Annotated in this window: 21 protein-coding genes; 4 read left to right on the top strand and 17 right to left on the bottom strand. The window is 39.7% G+C overall.

Annotation, left to right across the window (positions count from 1 at the left end; genetic code table 11):
• Positions 1-15 precede the first annotated feature (15 nt).
• Positions 16-369 carry a YbgA family protein gene (locus tag MHB58_RS00905; protein ID WP_065216240.1) on the top strand — a complete coding sequence of 118 codons (354 nt, stop codon included), beginning with the start codon at positions 16-18 and terminating at the stop codon, positions 367-369.
• 59 nt (positions 370-428) lie between these two features.
• Here the strand turns inward: MHB58_RS00905 and MHB58_RS00900 are convergent, their stop codons facing one another.
• The 5 genes from MHB58_RS00900 to MHB58_RS00880 all read right to left on the bottom strand — a co-directional run bounded on the left by MHB58_RS00900 (position 429) and on the right by MHB58_RS00880 (position 7,569).
• Positions 429-1,211, bottom strand: coding sequence for an SDR family oxidoreductase (locus MHB58_RS00900; protein WP_008407489.1), 783 nt, complete (start codon positions 1,209-1,211; stop codon positions 429-431).
• Between the two features lie 208 nt (positions 1,212-1,419).
• Complete coding sequence (locus MHB58_RS00895) at positions 1,420-2,538, bottom strand: nucleotide kinase (RefSeq protein WP_340734515.1); 1,119 nt, start codon at positions 2,536-2,538, stop codon at positions 1,420-1,422.
• 41 nt (positions 2,539-2,579) lie between these two features.
• A complete protein-coding gene (locus MHB58_RS00890; RefSeq protein WP_014825034.1) occupies positions 2,580-5,177 on the bottom strand; it encodes a cation-translocating P-type ATPase in 2,598 nt (865 codons plus the stop codon).
• A 223-nt stretch (positions 5,178-5,400) separates the two neighbouring features.
• On the bottom strand, positions 5,401-5,643 hold the full coding sequence (locus MHB58_RS00885) for a small acid-soluble spore protein Tlp (RefSeq protein WP_008407481.1): 243 nt from the start codon (positions 5,641-5,643) through the stop codon (positions 5,401-5,403).
• A gap of 594 nt (positions 5,644-6,237) precedes the next feature.
• Positions 6,238-7,569 carry an FAD-dependent oxidoreductase gene (locus MHB58_RS00880; protein WP_014825035.1) on the bottom strand — a complete coding sequence of 444 codons (1,332 nt, stop codon included), beginning with the start codon at positions 7,567-7,569 and terminating at the stop codon, positions 6,238-6,240.
• 291 nt (positions 7,570-7,860) lie between these two features.
• Between MHB58_RS00880 and MHB58_RS00875 the strand changes: the two genes are divergently transcribed.
• Together MHB58_RS00875 and MHB58_RS00870 are read left to right on the top strand one after the other, a co-directional pair.
• Positions 7,861-8,796, top strand: coding sequence for a Gfo/Idh/MocA family protein (locus tag MHB58_RS00875; protein WP_014825036.1), 936 nt, complete (start codon positions 7,861-7,863; stop codon positions 8,794-8,796).
• 128 nt (positions 8,797-8,924) lie between these two features.
• Positions 8,925-10,556 (top strand): gamma-glutamyltransferase family protein, encoded by a 1,632-nt coding sequence (locus tag MHB58_RS00870; protein ID WP_232504516.1) that lies wholly within the window; start codon positions 8,925-8,927, stop codon positions 10,554-10,556.
• A gap of 125 nt (positions 10,557-10,681) precedes the next feature.
• Here MHB58_RS00870 and MHB58_RS00865 read toward each other — a convergent pair whose 3' ends face one another.
• Positions 10,682-10,990, bottom strand: a complete 309-nt coding sequence (locus MHB58_RS00865) for a DUF6509 family protein (protein WP_065216247.1) — start codon at positions 10,988-10,990, stop codon at positions 10,682-10,684.
• A gap of 133 nt (positions 10,991-11,123) precedes the next feature.
• On the opposite strand from MHB58_RS00865, the gene MHB58_RS00860 reads away from it, so the two are divergent.
• Positions 11,124-12,299 (top strand): alanyl-tRNA editing protein, encoded by a 1,176-nt coding sequence (locus MHB58_RS00860; protein ID WP_340734514.1) that lies wholly within the window; start codon positions 11,124-11,126, stop codon positions 12,297-12,299.
• A gap of 189 nt (positions 12,300-12,488) precedes the next feature.
• On the opposite strand, the gene MHB58_RS00855 is transcribed toward MHB58_RS00860, so the two are convergent.
• The 11 genes from MHB58_RS00855 to MHB58_RS00805 all read right to left on the bottom strand — a co-directional run bounded on the left by MHB58_RS00855 (position 12,489) and on the right by MHB58_RS00805 (position 20,069).
• Positions 12,489-12,845, bottom strand: a complete 357-nt coding sequence (locus tag MHB58_RS00855; protein ID WP_340734513.1) for a rhodanese-like domain-containing protein — start codon at positions 12,843-12,845, stop codon at positions 12,489-12,491.
• Between the two features lie 293 nt (positions 12,846-13,138).
• Positions 13,139-13,957 (bottom strand): metallophosphoesterase, encoded by an 819-nt coding sequence (locus MHB58_RS00850; RefSeq protein WP_014825042.1) that lies wholly within the window; start codon positions 13,955-13,957, stop codon positions 13,139-13,141.
• 37 nt (positions 13,958-13,994) lie between these two features.
• Positions 13,995-14,669: a glucose-6-phosphate isomerase gene (locus tag MHB58_RS00845; RefSeq protein WP_340734512.1), complete on the bottom strand. Its 675-nt coding sequence runs from the start codon at positions 14,667-14,669 to the stop codon at positions 13,995-13,997.
• A complete protein-coding gene (locus tag MHB58_RS00840) occupies positions 14,666-15,379 on the bottom strand; it encodes a silver transporter (RefSeq protein WP_340734511.1) in 714 nt (237 codons plus the stop codon). The genes MHB58_RS00845 and MHB58_RS00840 overlap by 4 nt, the downstream gene beginning before the upstream one ends.
• Positions 15,345-16,232 (bottom strand): ATP-binding cassette domain-containing protein, encoded by an 888-nt coding sequence (locus MHB58_RS00835; protein ID WP_014825045.1) that lies wholly within the window; start codon positions 16,230-16,232, stop codon positions 15,345-15,347. The genes MHB58_RS00840 and MHB58_RS00835 overlap by 35 nt, the downstream gene beginning before the upstream one ends.
• Before the next feature lie 4 nt (positions 16,233-16,236).
• Positions 16,237-16,608 carry a GntR family transcriptional regulator gene (locus MHB58_RS00830; protein WP_014825046.1) on the bottom strand — a complete coding sequence of 124 codons (372 nt, stop codon included), beginning with the start codon at positions 16,606-16,608 and terminating at the stop codon, positions 16,237-16,239.
• 485 nt (positions 16,609-17,093) lie between these two features.
• Positions 17,094-17,498 carry a Na+/H+ antiporter subunit G gene (locus tag MHB58_RS00825; RefSeq protein WP_014825047.1) on the bottom strand — a complete coding sequence of 135 codons (405 nt, stop codon included), beginning with the start codon at positions 17,496-17,498 and terminating at the stop codon, positions 17,094-17,096.
• Positions 17,476-17,760 (bottom strand): Na(+)/H(+) antiporter subunit F1, encoded by a 285-nt coding sequence (locus MHB58_RS00820; RefSeq protein ID WP_008407457.1) that lies wholly within the window; start codon positions 17,758-17,760, stop codon positions 17,476-17,478. Before MHB58_RS00820 ends, MHB58_RS00825 begins: the two co-directional genes overlap by 23 nt.
• Positions 17,757-18,239, bottom strand: coding sequence for a Na+/H+ antiporter subunit E (locus MHB58_RS00815; protein WP_014825048.1), 483 nt, complete (start codon positions 18,237-18,239; stop codon positions 17,757-17,759). Before MHB58_RS00815 ends, MHB58_RS00820 begins: the two co-directional genes overlap by 4 nt.
• Before the next feature lie 14 nt (positions 18,240-18,253).
• Positions 18,254-19,738 carry a Na+/H+ antiporter subunit D gene (locus MHB58_RS00810; protein ID WP_008407454.1) on the bottom strand — a complete coding sequence of 495 codons (1,485 nt, stop codon included), beginning with the start codon at positions 19,736-19,738 and terminating at the stop codon, positions 18,254-18,256.
• The gene (locus MHB58_RS00805; protein ID WP_008407452.1) at positions 19,731-20,069 is read right to left on the bottom strand and encodes a Na(+)/H(+) antiporter subunit C; all 339 of its coding nucleotides are present in this window, start codon (positions 20,067-20,069) and stop codon (positions 19,731-19,733) included. The genes MHB58_RS00810 and MHB58_RS00805 overlap by 8 nt, the downstream gene beginning before the upstream one ends.

Below are 20,069 nucleotides of genomic sequence, written 5' to 3'. Positions count from 1 at the left end.
GGAGGATAAAATTTTATGGATCAGAAGAAGACGGAAATCCTTTGGCGTGAGGAAAAGTATAATGTGATGTTTCACAGCCAAAATTACTATAATAAGATTCGACAGACGATGAAAAACAAGGCCGCTTATGAAGAAATTTCAGCGCTGATCGAACAGGCATTAAACTTAACGCCAACAGAAGGAAGCATGCGCAATACTTGCCAACATATGTGGGGCTATTTTAAAAAGGTTGCAACCGAAGAAGAGAAAAAACAGTATGAACAATTGATACAAACATCAAGCTTCAGCGAACTATTAACCTTTTTAAGACAATTGGCAGAGAAATATGGAGTAACATATTTACTGGAAAGCCGCGTTTTGGAGCGTTAAAAGAGGAGATTAATGAGGATAAAAAATCCCCTTAAAGATTTTTTTAAGGGGATTAATAATTAATATTTATAAGACTGCCCACCGTCAATCGGAATAACCGCTGCGTTGATGAAGTCAGCTTCGTTTGATAAGAGGAATGCCACTAAATAACCGACTTCTTCCGGCTTACCGAAACGTCTCATCGGATTCGGCTTTACAAACTCCTTACCGACTTCCTCCCAGTTATCGCCACCCATTTGGCGCAGTGATCCTTCTACCATTGGGGTCATGATTGCACCAGGGGCAATTGCTTTAATCGAAATCCCGTATTGGCCGTATTCAATCGCCGAGTTGCGCGTTAAACCGACAACGCCATGCTTACTTGCCGCATAGCCTGACTGGTTACCCACACCACGGATCCCGCCAACCGAAGCTGTATTGACAATCGAGCCGTATCCTTGCTCCTTCATTACTTTAAGCACATATTTCATACCATAGAAGACACCGTTTAAATTGACGGATATGACTTTATGAAATTCTTCAATTCCGTAATCACCAGTTAAATTTTGCTTTCCTTCAATTCCTGCATTGTTAAAGAAACCATCAATTTTGCCGAACTTCTCAACCGTTTGATTGACAAAATTTTCGACTTCGCTCTCTGTAGCTACGTTTGCTGTCACTAACAATGTTTCAGCATTTGGTGCCACTTCTTGCACTTTTTTCTTTGTTTCATCCAGTCCAGCCTGGTTTAAATCAACGAGTACAAGCTTTGCGCCTTCCTTTGCAATTTGCAATGTCGCAGCTTGTCCTAATCCCGAACCTGCACCGGTAACAATTATAACTTTTCCTTCAAAACGATTCATGAGTTGTCCTCCTTTGTTATGAAAAGCTCACCATCAGCATACAGTATTTTCTGTTTGAGTAAAATTTATAGCCCCTAAAAAATTTAATATTCTGTAAACTTTTATGTTATTTGGAAAAAGTATTTATAATATAGGATATATCATCACAAAAGTGAGGCATGGACCCGATATAGATTCGGATCCATGCCTACTAAAAATGTTATTTAAATCAGAAAAGCTCAAAAAGCCCGGCTGTTCGTTTATTGAATTCATCTAAGTTGATAGCAGCATCTACTGCTTCACGTACTTTCCTTTCTTGTTCTGCGTATTTTGCTGCAAAATGTTTTGCACCTGCCATCGTTGCTTTGTACTTTTCTACGATTGCTTCAATATTCTTTTCTTCTACTTCTGTCGGATGACAATGCTGAGCAATATCGAAAATTTCATCACCAGGACGATTTCCATCAGGAAAATACACGTGCGGCTCCGTACTGTCAAAAATACAGAATTTCAATTCAGGGATAATGACCATATCAATCGAATTGGAATCCAGTCCACACCAAACGAGTTGTACATCAAAGCCTCTGCTTATCGCTTCATTGGCTAATTTCTTCATCATCGAAGATTTCCCTGTTCCGGGATACCCTTTAATAAACAATCTCTTTTCAAGGTTTTGCGTAATGCTTTGTACTGTGTCTTGCGCTCCTGTTGGGGTTAATGTTCCGAGTAAGCGATGAGTAAGCTGGCCGGATTTCTGCCGATTCGTTTCGCCAAACAGATCGTTCGTCAACTCCGCAAACTGCTGATCCAACCCGCTCCATTCCATTTGCTTTCTCGTTTCCACTTCCCAGTCATCATGAATGTGAATAGCATCTGCAAGCTTGGCAAAGCATTGGTCATAATAGGCTTGTTTCGATTCGTTTACTGAAGACAAATTTCCATACAATGAAATGTATTGTTCATCCAAACAGTCATTCAGGGAAATGACATGATCCCGTATCCCCGGCAGTACCGGTTCTATTGACGGGTTTGTCGCTTGAACAATTAAAATCTGATGAGGGGCTTGAATATAAACAGCCTCGACCGTATTTTCAAATAAAGGATCATGGAAAAGCTCAATGTGGGCACCTTTTTCACAGTAATGAGAGCTAATTTTCTGCAGTAACTCAGAAACTTTGAAACCGTGTGCTCCCTTTAATAAATACACAGCTTTTGCTTCATCCATTAACTCTTTATAAATATTTTTAATACCCTGCCCTGTCATTGCCTGGCCGAAGAAATGTTTTGTCGTGCTAATAATGTCATCCTTCCATAACCTTGTTAACCTTATTTTTATGTTAACCGGCAAGAAAAGTTGCCATTTGCATTTTTATACATTCTATTTTCTGTTTATGCCTTAGTAGACCCGAAAAACAGTTTACGGACTTGGATAATAACTAACGGCACCAAAGATAATCCGTAAATCATTAAATATTGGTTACTCGTCAAATTAGCAACCTCAAATAACCCGTTGATCAGTACAAAGTTCAGTATTGTAAACCCGAGTAAAAAGGCGATCCAAACTGCCAAATTTGAGAAAATCCCTATTTTAAAAATGGATTCTTCCGATCGGCAATTAAATCCATGCAGTAACCTTGATAAACATAATGTTGCAAACGCCATCGTTGTTGCGACTGCTGTATCGCCTGTCGATAAGCCAACTTGGAAGGCGATAATTGTGACTGCTGCAATTATCAGGCCTTCAAAACCTACTTGAGATACGAATTTTTTATTTAGGAGTGACTCATTTATGTGACGCGGTTTTTCCTTCATCAATTTCTTATTATGCGGTTCCAAACCAATCGCAATTGCTGGAAGACTATCCGTTAATAAGTTGATAAACAGCAGATGAATCGGCAGAAACGGAGCCGGCAAAGCAAAAAGCGTCGCATATAAAACAACGAAAATGGCCCCTGCATTCCCGGATAAAAGGAATTTAATTGCGTTTTTAATATTGGCATAAATACTTCGTCCGTTGGAGATCGATTTGACGATTGTTAAAAAGTTATCGTCGGTTAAAATCATTGCTGACGCATCTTTAGCCACTTCTGTTCCGGTTTTCCCCATTGCCACACCAATTTCAGCCTGTTTTAAAGCCGGGGCGTCATTTACCCCATCCCCCGTCATTGCGACAACATGTCCCTTTTCTTGCCAAGCCTTTACAATACGGATTTTGTGCTCTGGAGATACACGAGCATAGACAGAGAAGCTTTCCACCTTATTTTTCAATTCCCGATCCGAGAGCTTTTCAATTTCCTTTCCTTCAATTGCTTCATCAGGACTTATTAATATACCAAGCTGTTTCGCGATCGCAATTGCTGTAATTTTATGGTCCCCTGTAATCATGACAGGTTTAATTCCCGCTTCAATACAATCTGCAACTGCCTGTGCCGATTCATCGCGCGGAGGATCCATCATCGCGATTAAACCGACAAATGTTAAGCCTTGCTCGTCCTTTTCACTTATATGAGAAGAAAAGACATCTTTATACGTAATGGCAATTACGCGTAACCCGGCATTCGAAAATGCGGTATTCGCCTGATTAATCTTTTCTAGCTGCTCGTTTGTAATAATTGTACTGCTGCTTGAATCGACGCGACTAATACGGGGAAGAAGCTCGTCCACTGCCCCTTTAGTAATCATGACATTACGGTTCCCCATACGGTGAACAGTACTCATCAATTTTCGAGTAGAATCGAAAGGAATCTCTCCTACACGCGGATGAAGCCCGCGTATCAGTTGCTCACTCATTTCAAATTCATGTCCTAACTTTACAAGCGCAAGTTCTGTTGGATCTCCTATTGTTTTATCCCTTAGCATCATAGAATCATTGCAAAGAATGGCGAAATCGAGCAGTTTTTTATGATTCGGATTGGCCGGCTCCAGCTCGCTAGATGAGAAAAACTGCTCCCCCGTATAAATTTCCTGAACAGTCATCTTGTTTTGTGTCAGCGTCCCTGTTTTGTCTGTACAAATAATCGAAACACTTCCCAAACTTTCTACTGCCGGCAATTTGCGGATAATCGCATTTTCTTTTGCCATATTTTGAGTCCCTACTGCCAAAACAATCGTCACAATCGAACTTAACGCTTCAGGGATTGCCGCAACTGCCAATGAAACTGCAAACATAAAGGAATCAATCATCTCGCGGCCGCGAATAATATCCAGTGCGAAGATAATAATACAAATAAAGATAATTCCAATCGCAAGACGTTTCCCGAATTTATCAAGATTAACTTGCAAAGGAGTTTTTTTCTCTTTCGCATTATCGATCAGCTTAGCAATTTTTCCGATTTCTGTAGTCATTCCAATCGAAGTAACAGCCACCGCTCCACGTCCATTTGTTACAAAGCTGCCGGAGTACACCATGTTTTTTCTGTCTCCCAGTGCAAGCTCTGTTTCATGAATAGTATTGGCTACTTTATCGACTGCCAAAGATTCGCCTGTTAACGAACTTTCATTTATTTGCAAACTGTAACTTTCAACTACTCGTCCATCCGCACTAATAGAGTCGCCCGCTTCCAAAATGAGCAAGTCCCCTACAATTACATTTCTAGATGGGATTTCCAAAATCTCTCCATTGCGTTTTACTTTTGAAACGGGTGCCGACATTTCTTTTAAACTGTTCAATGATTTTTCAGCTCGTGCATGCTGAACGGTTCCCAGAATGGCATTTAATATTATGACGACTAAAATGACAATGGAACTGTCCATATCTCCAAGGAATATCGAAACAATTGCCGCAACAATTAAAATGATTACTAAAAAATCCTGAAACTGCTCCAAGAATACTTGAAAAATATTTTTCTGTTTTCCTTCTTTTAATTCGTTATATCCATACTTTTTCTGTCGGCCACGAACTTCGTAATCATTTAACCCATATTGCGTCACATCTAACTTTTTCATTACCTCTTGTACAGATGCTTGGTAATATTCTGTTACTTTCATTTGAAACCTCCTTTAAGTCATTTGAATGGTGCAAATAACTATTTTGAGCAATCCCATTTAAAATAGAATAACTCTCCCAAAACACTGTATGAGAGTTTCAGTATGAAAATGAAAACTTCACAACAAAAATCTCTTAATAAATTTTGTTTTATACATAAAAAAACGTTAATCTAAAAATAAGATTAACGTTTAAAGGGAGCTTTTTATTTATAAAATAAATATGCTATTTAAATGATTCTCTTCTAGCTTTGGCTGCTTTTCTTTCTTTGATTTGTTCTTCTAGTTCGGCAATGGCTGTTCTGCGACGCGCATTTTTCTCTTCAATATTTTCCAATTCATCAGGAAGTGCAAACTCTTTACTAATTTCAGCTTCGTGTATATTTTCTTTTGTATTGTTAATCATTTTCCCTAAACTTATTGCATTTTCCGACCCTTTGTTAAACACTTCATGTCTGTTGTTTTTCATCACTATTCCTCCTTTTCGATGATAAATTTAGTTTGTTTTCCTTCACTTTATTTATTCCAACATAATTTTTCTTTATTTCGTCACAGATGTCATATTTTTGTTATACAAATACAATAAAATAATAATAAAAAATGCAAAAAACACCTTCAAAGCCTTGATACAATAGGTTTTTTCATATAATTTGCTACTTTACATCTTATTTACATCTTTATTAAATTGACATTTTGCTAATAATTATGCGCTATAGTATGGATAAGTTCAAAACAAGTAGTTAGCCTTCATCATGATTCCACCTTTGCAGAAAATCACAGCTGCTAGCATGAGCGAACGCATAACTATACATAATTAATTTGAACAAATTTGACTAACACCTCTTTGCCGATTACGTCACAGCGTAATTGTATCCAAACGTTGGATATCCACCCGAGGTTTTAACTTCATTTAGCGAGTGTTTATAACACACACTTGAAACAATATAGACACTTCCTCCAGCCATCTTGCAACCTTTCATAGAGGTGGGAAGATGCTACTAAAAGAAGTTAAACACAAAAAAGCTCCAGCTATTTCCCAATAGTAGCTGGAGCTTTTGATATTTTATTCTTTTTTACCATAGCGTTTCGGTGCCTGCATAATGGCATCCCACACGCCGCTAAATGGCGGTGCATACGCTAAGTCCAAATTCAGTAGTTCCTCGAAGGTCATTTTATTGTATAGTGCTGTCGCAAATACATCGATGCGTTTATCGACGCCGTGCTTCCCGACAATTTGAAGACCCACAAGTTTGCGGCTATGTTGTTCAACGAGCATTCGCAGCTTCATCGGCTGGACATTCGGATAATAGCTAGCAATATCATTTACTTCCATCACATACGCTTCAACAAGTGCATTTAAACGATCTGCAGCTTCATTATTTAATCCTGTCATGCCGATGTGCAGGTCGAAAAACTTCAAGATGGATGTTCCGACAATACCGCGGAACTTCTGATTAAATCCGGCTATGTTCAACCCGGCAATTCGCCCCTGTTTATTTGCCGTCGTCCCAAGCGGTAAATAATCATCCTTTTGGTTTACGCGATTAAAATGAGAGGCACAGTCCCCAGCCGCATACACATTGGGAATCGAAGTCTCCATTTGCTCATTGACGATAAGTGCACCATTTTCCAGCTTGGCAAAACCTTGTGCAAACTGTGTATTTGGACGCACTCCTGTTGCGACGATAACGAGGTCTGTAGTATGCACACCACTATTTGTCCGAACAGCCTCCACAAATTCGGTTCCTACGTAGCCAATCGTATCTTCATTTAATAAAACTTCCACACCGTTTTTGATTGCTTCTTCATATATAAGTTCAGTAAGCTGCGTATCTAAAATCGACATTAAGTTGCTTCCACGTTGAATGAGACGTACATCGAGACCTCGCTCCCGTACTGTTTCGACAACTTCCAGACCAATATATCCTCCACCGATGACCGTTACGTGCTTCACATTCGGTAACTGTTCCATCAGTTCATTCATTTGCGGAATTGTTTTTACTGTATGAATCCCTTTTAAATGGGCATTTTCGATTTTCGGCATTGTCGGTGATGCCCCTGTGGCGATGAGCAGTTTATCGTATATAAATTCGAATGGCTCATTGCTGTTTACATCAGTCCCACACACTTTTTGCAGTTTCGTATCAACTGCAGTCACTTCATGGAAAATGCGGGCATCAATTCCGTATTTCGAACGAAACTCTTCAACATCCCTTGCAATCAATTCTTCTGCATGAGGGACTTTTCCGTTAATTACGTAAGGCAATCCGCATTGTCCATACGAATAGACCTCTCCTTTTTCCAATACGACAACATGGGCGGATTTATTGTTACGCACGATTTCCATAGCCGCACTCATCCCCGCCGCGTCGCCGCCTATAATTACAACTTTCATAGCTGATCCACTCCTCAATACACTTTTCTCTTCTTTATAAAATGCCACCGAAAATTATTTCTATTAATAGCATACCATTACTATTGTTTCGTAATCCTATGTATTCCCAAAATATGTTACACTAACTATCAGAAAAATCCCATATTTCTTTCGTCGGCATACACCGGACGAAAGAAATAAAGCCTCCGGCGGATGTCATGGATTCGATAAGGACATCTTTGCGCCGGTGCGCAAAGCCGAATCCAGACGCAATTACGCCAAGGCATAATTGGTAAAAAAGGAGAATATTGAATGACTAAAACAACGATTGGCATTATCGGCACTGGTGTTGTCGGTGAACGCATTATTAACCAGGCACTGCAAAACGTACATTATGAAATTGCGGCAATTTTCGATACAAATGAAGCACGTACAGCGCAATTGGCGTCTAAATATAATGTACCCACTACTAATGATTTACAAGCGTTATTAAATTTAAAACCGGACTGGGTGTACATCGGCACACCGCCTGTCAGTCATGCAACACTTGCCGCAGAAATTGCAAAGCATGGATTACATATTTTATCGGAAAAACCGCTTGCCCATGATGCAGAAGACGGAGAAACAATGGTACGCATTGCAAATGAAGCAAATGTTCAAACAGCGATGCACTTTCCTTTAATGTACGGTGCAGCAGTCTACCAGCTAAAACAAGAGCTGGCAACAGGTATGGGCAATATTACATGTATTGAACTACATACGTATTTTCCTGAATGGCCTCGTAAATGGCAGCAAAATCCTTGGATTGCTTCACGTGAGCAAGGTGGCTTTATTCGGGAGATTTTCCCGCATTATTTGCAATTAACGCATCATTTATTCGGTGATGTTGATATTTTGGCGCATGAAACTACTTACCCTGAAAATGAAGCACTTTGTGAAACTGGGGTATCTGCTTTAGCAAAAACAGCAAGTGGTATTCCAATGGTCATGAACGGTCTTGCAGGTATTGGACAGGAAGAGCGCATCGACTTTAAAATTTTCGGTACAGAAAAAGTCGTAACATTGCGCAACTGGTCCGAAGTTTATATCAGCAAAGCATATGAACCGGAAGTGAAAATAACATCTGACGAAACTCCTGAAACAATGCTCGATGCATGCCGAAAAGTCCTTTTAGGAGAGGAAGCATTTGTCGTACCATTTCAGGAAGGCCTAAAAGTGCAGCGCTGGATTGATGAATTGCTGAAATAACAATTGGTATTATGGAGCTGTTTGGAAAGCGGATTAACTTTCCAAACAGTTTTTATTTCGGATTCTGAAATATTTGAATTGTAAATACCCCTCTTGTATACTAAAATAATTTTAATATTCTTTTTATTATGTCATTAAAATTAAAAGGGGAATTATTTGTGGACTTTTTACATTATCCGTATCCAAGTAAGCGGAATACGGTCATCGCCAATCGAGGTATGGTCGCAACATCTCAGCCGCTCGCAGCACAGGCAGGACTGGATATTTTAAAAAAAGGCGGCAATGCAGTCGATGCAGCGATCGCAACAGCGGCGGCACTAACTGTCGTTGAGCCTACATCAAACGGAATCGGCGGCGATGCATTTGCGCTCGTCTGGATGAAGGATGAACTTTACGGGTTAAACGCTTCAGGACCTTCTCCTAAGTCGTTTTCCAAAAAAGCCTTAACCGAACGCGGACTTGATCAAATTCCGATGCATGGAGTTATTCCTGTTACTGTTCCAGGTGCTCCATCAGCATGGGCGGCCTTGTCAAAGCGGTTCGGGAAGCTGCCACTGAGTGAAGTATTAGCCCCTGCCATCTCGTATGCAGAAGAAGGATATCCGATTTCTGTAACGCTCGGACACTACTGGCAATCGGCCTATAAAAAGTATAAAAAGAATTTTACATCCGAAGAATTCCAGCACTGGTTTGAAACATTTTCCATTGATGGACGGATGCCGGAAATTGGGGAAGTGTGGAATTCACCAGCACATGGAGATACGTTGCGCAAAATCGCCAAAACAAATGGGGAGGCTTTCTATAAAGGCGAAATTGCAGACAAAATTGATGCTTTTATGAAAAAACATAACGGCTTTCTTACAAAGGACGATTTGGAAAGCTATGAACCGGAGTGGGTAAACCCGATAAAAGTGCATTACAAAGGCTATGATGTATGGGAAATCCCGCCGAATGGCCAGGGCATTGTTGCACAAATGGCGCTGAATATTTATCAGCATGCCGAATCGAAGTGGCATGATGCCGAGACACTACATAATCAAATCGAAGCGATGAAGCTTGCGTATACGGACGGTAAAGCATTTATCACAGAAACAATTGATATGCCGATAAATGTCGAAACACTATTATCTAAAACTTACGGAGAATCACGCTTTGCCGAAATCAGCAATACAGCACTCGAGCCGAAACCATTCGATATTCCAAAAGGCGGCACCGTGTATTTGGCAACAGCCGACGCAGATGGGAATATGGTATCGTACATCCAAAGTAACTATATGGGCTTCGGTTCAGGCGTGGTCATTCCGGAAACGGGGGTAGCACTTCAAAACCGCGGCTATGACTTTTCATTGGATGAAGCACATCCGAACTTCTTAAAGCCTGGAAAACGAACATTCAATACAATTATTCCAGGATTCTTGACGAAGGATAATGAAGCGGTCGGACCGTTTGGTGTAATGGGGGGTTATATGCAGCCTCAAGGGCATTTCCAGGTCATTACATCCACAGTCGATTTCGCACTCAACCCGCAAGCAGCACTCGATATGCCGAGATGGCAATGGATCGGTGAAAAGCACGTTGAAGTCGAGCCGCACTTCCCTAATTATTTAGTGCAGGCATTGCAGCGGAAAGGGCACGACATTCGAGTTGCAGTCGACGGCGGCAGTTTTGGACGCGGCCAAATAATTTGGCGGGATCAGAAAACAGGCGTGTTATACGGTGGAACAGAGCCACGAACAGATGGCGCAATTGCCGCTTGGTAAAAGATATTCATACAACAAATCAGGCGTATCCCATTTAATTGGTTTTACGGGATTGGTTCAAATCAGTTTAAAACGAAATATATAGACTAAAAAAGGTAGCGAATGCGCTACCTTTTTTATGCAGATTATTCAGCTTCTGTTTCACTAGAATCAGCAGATAATTCCTCTTTGCAAAACGCCAGAATCATCCCTTCTTCGTCTTCTTCCAATGCAAAATCCAAAAACTCATTATTTTCTTTATCGATAATAAAATAGTTCACGATGCGTACGTTATCGTCAATTACCCCTACAATTACTCGAATCTCTAATCCTGCAGCGGAATACAGTTCATCTTCCTCATCCACTTCTACATCTAATAAAAACTCATAGCGTTTACCTTCAATAATCTTTGTCGGATCTAAAATTTCTTCTATTGAAAATTGCGTAATATTCATATTCATGCTCCTTCCGGGAAATGCTTCTATTTTATCATAAACGAAAATTGCCCCGCGTCAAATAACAATCATTATTTACACCGTGACAGCAACGTTTTCATATGACAAACTAGAAATTAAGGAGTGATGGACTTTGAAAAATCTATTATATTACAAAGATGCAATGATGAAGGAATTTACGGCACAGGTTGTGAAAATAGGCAAAGATGACACGGGAAACTTCATCGTATTAGACAATACGGCCTTTTATCCTACAGGTGGCGGACAACCCCATGATACCGGCTGGATTAATGATGTGGAAATTATCGATGTTGAGAAAATTAATGAGGAAATTCGTCATTATACGGCAGCCGATGTGTCGAATATTTCCGGGGAAATATCCGGGAAACTTCATTGGTCGCGCCGATTCGACCATATGCAACAACATGCGGGGCAACATATTTTATCAGCGGCCTTTGTTGAATTATTCGATATGGCGACAGTGAGCTTCCACCTAGGAACAGAGCTTGTCACCATCGATTTAAATGTTGGTGAAGTATCAGAAGATCAGCTGTCAGCAGTGGAAAAACGGGCTAACGGAATTATTTTGGAAAACCGACCTATTGAAACAAAGTGGGTAACAAAAGAAGAGTTAGCACAATATAACCTGCGGAAAGATGTAAAAGTCGACGAAGATATCCGTCTAGTTATAATCCCTGATTATGATTACAACGGCTGTGGCGGCACACACCCTACTTCTACCGGACAAGTAGGCTTAATTAAGATTTTAGCTACCGAGAAGATGAAGAAGCAGATTCGTGTACATTTCGTATGCGGGAATCGCGTATTACAGCAGCTGGCAATGCGCAAACAGGTCTTAAGCGATGTGGCTCGACAGTTGAGTGCATCGGAAGAAGAAGCAGCTAATACGTTGCGCAAATTCACGAAAGCAGCAAAACAAACAGAGAAAAGTTTAACGGAAGCACAAGATACCCTTCTTGAATTCGAAGCAAAAGAACTGGCAAAAGAAACCGTTGCAGCCGCGACTTTCGAAAACCGTTCGATCCAAAGCCTGCAGAAGCTTGCCCGTTTTATTACACAGCAAAATGATGAGGCAATTGCCCTGCTCGTTGCCAATAATGAAGACAAGCTACAATTTGTTGCGGCACGCGGAAGTGAACAAACGAAATCGATGAAAGATATTTCTGCAGCTGCTTTACCGCTTATTAATGGTAAAGGCGGCGGCAATGATGCGCTTGTACAAGGTGGCGGTGAGAAGGCAATAACTGCAGAAGCACTGATTAAGGCAATGAAGGAAGCAGTTCAATAAAGTGAAATTTCTATCCGGGAGGTTTTCCTCCACGGATTGTTAGTTGAACCAATCGGGCTTTTACGGGGAGAAGATCTCCCGCATCTCCCTTTGCCCTGCCTAAATATGAAGGCTGGGTCTTACTAACCGTTAATGCGGGATAAAACGAAAGAAGAAGCGATAGAGGGTACCCTCTATCGCTTCTTCTTTTTATTCTGCACGCAGTCCATTCATCCCGCGACGAATGTTTGTTATATCGGTATAACCGAGCTTTACGAGTTCCTTGCACGCTTTATTACTGCGTGCACCGCTTTGACAAATGACAACAATTGGTCGATCTTTCGGCAAATCTCCTAAATACGTTCCAAGCGGACAATTAATAAACTGAGGAATATGAGCCTCTTTATATTCTTTTTCCGTACGGACGTCCACAAATACATATTTCTTATCATCCAGTAAAGGCTGCAGTTCTTTTACCGTCATATATTTCACGCCTTTTTTCGGCATAAAACGCACGATCATTACAATGATTCCCACCATTGCAAGTAGTGTAATAATCCCTTCCATTTGCATACTCCTAAGATCTGTTTTCACTTATTTTACGATAATCTGCATAAGCTTACGAATATTTTGCGTTTTAAGAACGGGAATGCCGTCCTTTATTGAAGGTTTGGAAATATATTAGAACTTTTTGCAGATTATTAGAACAAGGGAATACTTTATTTGAAAAGTTCACCAGGTTATTAGAAGAACAAGGGCCTATTTTAGAACTTCTTAATAATTTATTAGAACACTCACATTATATTAGAACTTATTCGACTTTATTAGAAAACCTGCAGCATATATTAGAAAACTACTAATTAGTCTTTCCTTTTCAATTCAACCACGTAAATTTCAGGCAGATTAAAGATTCGGTAAGGAAACAGGCTGTTCCCCAACCCCCTATTTACTATCATTTCCGTGTCCTGCTGTTCATAAATACCTGCTGTGTATGTTGGCATGAAACCTTGAGTTGGCGCAAAAAGTCCGCCGATAAATGGCAGACGAATTTGACCACCATGTGCATGCCCTGTTAACACTAGGTCAATGTCCTTTTCAACATATGTTTCAAACACCTCAGGACGGTGTGACAATAGCACTTTAAATGCATCCGCATTCATATTGTACAGTGCTTCATCTATTGACTGTCCCACTTCTTTCCCCATTAACGGGTCCTCAATACCCGCAATGACAATGTGCTCTCCATTGCGCTCCAACTGTACCGCATCATTCGGTAACACATGGACGCCCAGCTCATTTAAAGCCGCATAAATTTCATCTGTTAAATTCAATGCAACTTCGTGGTTGCCCAGAACATAGTAAACATCCGCAATATCGACTAACTGACGCACAGCCTGCAAGCTGTTTTCCAAGTCATAGCGGCGACTATCAACTAAATCACCCGTTATGAAAATAGCATCCGGTTTGGTAGCCCGCACTTTTTTCACTAATCGCGATTGATTTTCCCCAAATGTCGCATCATGCAGATCGGTTACTTGGGCAATCCGGTAGCCATCAAAGCTCTCCGGTATTTTCTCTGATTCATGTACATAATCGGTTGTGACAAGCCAATTATTATTTATATATAAAAATAGATAGACAACGCCTATAAAAAGGATTAATTTCAATAACTTTTTCAATTTATTCGCTCAATTCATTGTGAGTTTTAAGCAGCGACTAATACCACCCATCTTTATCAATAATATTGAACTGTTTCGGAACATTCAAGTGTAAAATCCGTTTACCAATTAATTCGTTGAGTGGATTATTGTAGCTTTCGTACTCAGTAGAGTTTAAAAGTTCCATAGATAAACGCATTGATTTCGCTGTTATTTTCGTTTCGGTCTCTATAATGTATAGTTTATTGTCATCCCACTCGATTTTTGGTGCTTTAACATATGGCGAAATATAAACACGATTCAAATAAAGCGGTGTTTCGTAATAAGAAGCCTCTATTTTATTTTCGGCTGAATCCGTCCATGAAATAACAACCGGTAAGTAATAGCTGGTTTCATTACGTATGACTTCAATATTTTCTTCTTTCGCTTCAAATGTTTCCGTAAATTTTAAATGCTCTTCCTTTAAGCTTTCAAACCGGCGATTTTTTAAATCTTTCTCCAACTGTTCGGTTTCCTCCATTTGCTCCTTTAAAACCTTATCTGAAGCTATCTTTTCCACATTGCCCGACACAAACAGCAAATATATAAACGCCATAATTCCACAACTAAAGTAAACAGCCGCAAACCAAAACGTACGCTTCGGCTTCCAGATTCGTATTTTTGTAATTAACAGGCTAGTAAAAATCATAACTATACCTAGTATTAGAACAAGAAACATAACCCCACCTATCATTGGCTTGTCACCTCCCTTTTTCGACGGATCAACGCAATTAGAAGCCATAAAATTACGACATAAACAGCACTTCTCCCAATAATTTGCATTGTTCCATCACCAAAAACAAATTGCCATGTATCAAATGTATATTGACGAATTAGTAAGAACATACCGACAGCGAGTATGATAAAAGCAATCTTTGAGAAATTGAACACGGCATGCAAAAAATAGCCGACTGATGCAGCGAGTAATGTACAAACAATAAAACCGATAATTGCAATAAATGAAATATTAGAGTCGTAATACAAACTCTGATCTCCTGTACTCAACAGATTGATTAAAACGGAAATCGTTAAAGTACTAACCGCTGCTGCAAGTGTAAAAACACATAATACTATCAGGAATATTCCGGTTGATACAACTTCCGTCAGATTTGTCGTTACAATTGAATAGTTTTGCCGGGAAAGCTGCTTTGAAGCGAGCATCCATCCTAAAATCAGCATTAGCATGATTGTATAGATAAAAAATCCGTCCAGTGAATAGAATTGCTCTTCATAATTCACAAAACTGGTTCCTGTTCCTAACGAGCCGCTCATACCACCTGAAAGTAACCCCATTAAAATATATACAATCAGCACCGTACTGAACATTGAACTGTACGCCTTACATTTCCACTTCACCTGCTCATAAATATTACACATTGGACTTACTGTTACGATAGATGTCATCAACGGAACCCCCTTTCGATGTCGTCAACACTTTGCATACATCACTTGCCGATAGATTTTGCATTCTTACTCCTTCAGGTAATGGCAACTCACTGTTTTTAACAATTGCTTCGAAAATTGGGCCGTTTTCATATGTCGCAAGTACTTCATACGCTTTTAAAGCCGGCTCCACGTTCTCCTTTTGCCCTACAAGCTTGATGGCAAGACTCTGCACTTCTTCAACAGGAGCGAATAATTCAACTTTACCTTCATGCAACAGTAAAATTTCTTCAATTAAATGTTCCATTTCATTTAAATAATGACTTGAAATGATCATAATACGCGGATACGCCAGGAAATCCTTTAAAATGATGCGGTACATATCATCACGGATTGTTTCGTCCATGCCGTTCATTGGCTCATCCAGCAAAGTAATCGCACAGCGGCTTGCAATGCCATAAATTAAATTGAATACCGCTTTTTGACCCTTTGAAAGGTGGTGGTGATGACTTTTATCGGATATGCGGCTAAACTTCAATAGTTCAAACGCTAAATCCGTTGCAAAGTTTTTATAGAATTTTTCACCCGACTTCAAAATTTCCTCTAAATTCATCACAGACGGAAATGTTATTCCATCTTCGATAAATATCGTATTCGCGGCAACCGTTAAGTTTTGAAATGGTCTTTTACCAATAACTTCTGTTTTTCCAGCCGATGTTTTTACATGACCTGCCAGTATTTTCAGCAATGTCGACTTGCCAACACCATTGCGCCCAATCAGCCCAATGATTTTCGGCTCTGTAATTTCAAAAGACAACTGTGTCAAAATCGTTTTCCTGCCGTATCGTTTTTCCACTTGTTCGCATACAATCATTCGCTCACCCCTCCTTTTGAATATGTTTGATCAACTCAATCAAATCTTCATCCATCACGCCTAAACGTTTTGCCTCTTCTACGATTTCCTTTACCATCTTCGTCAATGTATCACTTCGTCTTGTTGTTAAAATACGATATTTTGCATCCCCGACCACAAACATTCCAAGCCCTCTCTTTTTATATAGAATTTCTTTTTCAACTAAAATTGTCAGGCCTTTTCCGGCAGTTGCCGGATTAATATTAAAAATTTCAGCAAGCTGATATTGGGAATAAACTTTCCCTTCCGGTAGCAGCCGATCGGCCAATATCTCATTTTCGATCCATTCCGCTACTTGCATATAAATAGGCATTGTACTTTGTGTATTAAAAATCAAAGGGATCCTCCTTTCAAAGTTATCCAGTACATTAGTGTTGTAATGTACTATATAAAAAACGAGCTTATTTGTCAATAAATCAAGAAATATTATCCACATATACTATTTATCCACAAAGTTATACACATTAACGTCAATTATCCACAATTTAATCACGATTTTTCAACAGGTTGCAATTAACTTATCCACATATTAATATCTTGAAATTCTATTTTAGAACAAGATATTAAAAAAATATTCGAATATATATTCATTTGTTCTATAAAATGTCACATTTTTCTACATTAAACGTAGCCATTTCATATAAAAAAGGAATAATTTTAACTTTACGTATTAATCTTCCGCAAAAAAAAGTAAACTGCTCCTTTTCTATTGATATTTACAAAACTTTATCTACAAGTTATCCACACCTCTTTCTTTTTTATCCACTAAAAAAAGCATTCTAAAAGTGACATGCCATCACTTTTAGAATGCTTTTCCATTCATTATTTAATTTCTTTCAATGTAGCTTCTACTTCTTCTTTCACTTGCAAATTTTCTTCGCCAAACAAAATTTCATTTAATGCATCGTCTCCAGAACCTTCAGCTAGCGGTACGCGTGAACGATATGCCGCGCGACAGACTAAATGCCCCGAAACTGGTGCTGTAATAAATACGAAGATAATCCCTAAAATGAGGCGAATACTCACATAGCCATCATGGATCCAAAAGTAAATGAACCCACCGAACAAACAAAGCAATACAGAGAGTGTCGCACTTTTCGTTGCAGCGTGTGAGCGTGTGTACACATCTGGTAAACGGATCATGCCGAATGCGCTAATGACACTCACAATTGCTCCTAACAAAATAAGAAGTGCCGCCATTAATTCAATCAGCTGATTTACGTTCAACAATGACACCTCTTTCGATATATTTCGAGAATGCAATCGTTCCGATAAATGCTAAAATCCCTAATATTAAAATGGCTTCTAAAAATGCCTTTGTTTTTAAAACAATTGACACGATGGCGATCGCAGAAATTAAATTAACACCAATTGTATCAAGAGCGATTGCACGGTCAGGCAGTGACGGCCCCTTTATCACACGAAATAAGGATAGACCGATTGCCACCATAAATAGAACAAGTGCCGCCTTAAGAATCAAATCGATCATTGTGTCACCTCCAAAATGGCACGTTCAAACTTGCCGATTGAACGGAGTACCGTTTCTTTCGATTCTTCTATATCCATCGCGTGAATATAAAACGTACTGTTATCTTCTGAGACTTCCATTACAACAGAACCCGGAGTTAACGTTAATAACAGGGCCAATGTCGTTATTTGGTAGTCTCCTTCTAATTTTGTTTCATAAGTGAAAATACCTGGTGTAAAATTCATCTGTGGATCTAGCACTTGTTTTAATACAGAAACACTTGATGAAAGCAGCTCTCGAATAAATATTAGGATGAGCTTAATAATCTTTAATACACGACGCAAGTAAAACTGTGTTCCGAAAAATCGGTGCATAGCATATAAAATCAATGTTCCGACTAAAAATCCTGACATAAATGTCGTAAAGTCTGCAGTTGGATCATCCTTTAACAAAAACCAAAGCGCCGCAATAAATAAATTAATAATAAATTGACCTAACAAGTGCTCACCCTCCTTTATTTATTCGTATTTAAAACCGCATCAATGTAAACAGCAGGGTTTGATAATGTGTATGCTGCATCATTAACATAGACCGCCAGTCCTTCTGCGCCAACTCCCAAGCCAACGATACAAATCGTCAAGAGTATGAACGATACCATCGCACCACGTGGCATCCGAATTTTGTCCTCTTCATTAATCGATGTTTCTCCAAAAAATGAAGCAAGGAAAATACGCAATAATGAATAGAGTACGATGATACTCGAGCCAAATGCCAATGCCAATAAAATATAGGCCTCTGCTTCAACAGCACCCTGGCCGATCAATACTTTCCCGATAAATCCGCTTAACGGCGGAATTCCGACAAGTGCACACATCATAATAAAGAACAGCCAGCCGAACAATGGATAAATTCGAATTAAACCATTCATATTTTTTACGACAATTTCCCCTGTTAATAGCACCATTGTTCCAATAAGTAAAAACAGTAACGCCTTACCGAGCATATCGTGGATTAAATAATAGACCGCTCCTGCCATTGCGGATTCTGTTCCAATCGCAAGTGCCACCAGTATAAAGCCAACACTAATGATGACGTTATACGTAGCAATTGTCCGAACATCTCGTCCGGAAAATGCGCCCATACAACCCGCTATAATCGTCAGCCCTGCCATCACACCGATGGCCGTATGCGTAATTTCCGGCTGTAACGGGAACATGAGCGTGAACGTACGGAACAATGCATACATGCCGACTTTTGTTAACAATGCCGCAAATAATGCCTGTACTGCTGTTGGCGGCACACTGTATGAACCAGGCAGCCAAAAGAACAGCAGCAAGCCTCCTTTTAAAGCAAAAACAATTAGGAAAACAAGTGCGACAACCGTTAATAACGGGTCTTGACCGGCTTCTGCAACACGCTGTGCAATATGCGCCATATTAAGCGTCTTTAGCGTTCCATATAAGAATGCCAGTGCAACGAGGAAAATCCAGGATGCGACAACATTAATGAGCACATACTTGATTGACTCGCGCAGCTGTATCTTTCCTCCGCCAAGAGCAACAAGGACGTATGACGCAAGAAGCATTACTTCAAAACAAACGAATAAATTGAAAATATCGCCTGTTAAAAACGATCCGTTTACACCTGCTAGTAAGAATAATACAAACGGATAGAAGTACATTTTTTCATGACGCTCGCCGATTGTGGAAAAGGCATAAATTAAACAGAACATCGTAACTAGACTTGCCGTTAAAACAAGGAGTACCGAAAATGAATCGGCAACAAATAAAATACCGAACGGCGGTGCCCAGCCACTAAAGTCTATACGCATAATACCTTCTGTCTGAATAAGCTGCAGAAGGACAACAGAAGTCCCCACTACGAAAATCATTGTCACTAAACTTACTACCCGCTGAAGTTTAATATTATTATTTAAAAATACTAACAATGCGGCCGTTATAATCGGCACGATCATTGGTAAAACAATTATATTATTCATCTGATGACCCTCCAAGTTCCCCTAGATCATCGGTTCCGTTCATTAAATACATTCGATAAGCCAGTACGAGTAAAAAGGCCGTAACAGCAAAACTAATAACGATTGCTGTTAAAATCAATGCTTGTGGCAAAGCGTCGGTATATGGTGCAGCCGCCTGACCTAATAGCGGCACACTCCCTTTTTTTAACCCGCCGACCGTCAATAACAATAAATGAACGGCATGAGATAAAATGGCGGTGCCGACAATCACACGTATGACACTACGAGAGAGGATTAAATAAGTAGCGACTGCGACTAGAATGCCGACAAGTACAATCATTAATGATTCCAT

Origin of the sequence: Solibacillus sp. FSL K6-1554 (assembly GCF_038005185.1) — a bacterium.
Taxonomy (GTDB): Bacteria; Bacillota; Bacilli; order Bacillales_A; family Planococcaceae; genus Solibacillus; species Solibacillus silvestris.
This window is presented reverse-complemented; position numbering and strand designations above follow the sequence as displayed.